Annotated in this window: 1 pseudogene; it reads right to left on the reverse strand. The window is 70.1% G+C overall.

What is annotated here, in order from left to right:
• Window positions 1-1,332, reverse strand: a pseudogene (locus AB0M26_RS31920) (polyketide synthase); the annotation flags it as partial.
• Window positions 1,333-1,370: the final 38 nt, after the last annotated feature.

Below are 1,370 nucleotides of genomic sequence, written 5' to 3' on the forward strand. Positions count from 1 at the left end.
ACCACCCGTCACCAACACCGTCCCCCGCGGAGACCAACCCCCCTCGACCCCATCCACGGACCCACCCGAAGCCACCCGGACCAGCCGACGCCCGAACACACCCGACGCCCGCACCGCCACCTGGTCCTCATCACCAACCCCACCCAGAACAGCAGCCAGGGCACTCCGAGCAGCGTTGTTCAGGTCAGACGGGAGATCGACAAGGCCACCCCAACGGTCGGGCGCCTCAAGGGCTGCTACACGGCCCAGGCCCCAGACGGCCCCCTGCACCGCATCGACAGGCCCGTCGACACCGCCCACAGCGACGGCACCCCGAGTCAGCACCCACAACGGAGCCCGCACCCCGGCATCACCCAGCGCCTGCACCAACGCCACCGACCCCGACACACCAAGCGGCAACCCGCCCTCGCCCGAACCGCCGGACAACGCCAGCAGGGACACCACACCCGCCACCGCCCCCACATCCCCCAGACGAGCAGCAAGTCCCGCTCGGCCCGTATGCGGGTCGCATGTCCACCACTCGACGTCGCCGCCGGCCGCCGTCAGGGCCTCCCGCACAGAACGGAACCAGGCGTCGTCCTCACAGTCCTCCGGTACGACCACCAGCCAGCGGTCCGACAGCCGCGCATCGCGTGGGACGCCGGACACCGGCGCCCAATGCACCCGGTAGCGCAGGCCGTCCACGGCGGCCCGCTCCGCACTCTGCCGTCGCCAGGAGGTCAGGGCGGGCAGAACGGCACCGACGACCTCCTCTTCAAGATCCAGTGCCCCGGCCAGTCCCTCCAGATCCTCGCGCTCGACCGCCTCCCAGAACCGGGCGTCGATCTCACCACCAGGGTTCGTGACGGGTCGGGGGTCGGCGACCGTCGGCCAGAACCGCTGGTGCTGGAAGACGTAGGTGGGCAGCTCGGTGGTCTCGCCGCCGCCGTCGCCGAACAACAGCGACCAGTCGACGACTCCGCCGGACACGAAGACGCCCGCAAGTGCGGACAGCACCGACCCCGCCTCCGGCCGGTCCTTGCGCAACACCGGTACGAACACGGGCGGGTCACGGTCGACCCGGCCGTCCCCCTCCAGAGCCGACTCCGCGAGGACGGTGAGGGTGCTGTCGGGGCCGAGTTCGAGGTAGCGGGTGACGCCTTGGGCCTCCAAAGTGCGTACCGCGTCAGCGAAACGCACGCTACGCCGAGCGTGCTCCACCCAGTACTCCGGCGAACTCAGCTCCTCACCACCGGCCACATCACCAGTGACCGCCGAGACAACCGGCAACTGCGACCGCTGGTAGGACAACTCCTCCGCCACCGCCCGGAACTCCGCCAGCATCGGCACCATCAACGGCGAATGAAACGCATGACTCACCCGCAGATGAG

It is taken from the genome of Streptomyces sp. NPDC051776, from assembly GCF_040681345.1.
Taxonomy (GTDB): domain Bacteria; phylum Actinomycetota; class Actinomycetes; order Streptomycetales; family Streptomycetaceae; genus Streptomyces.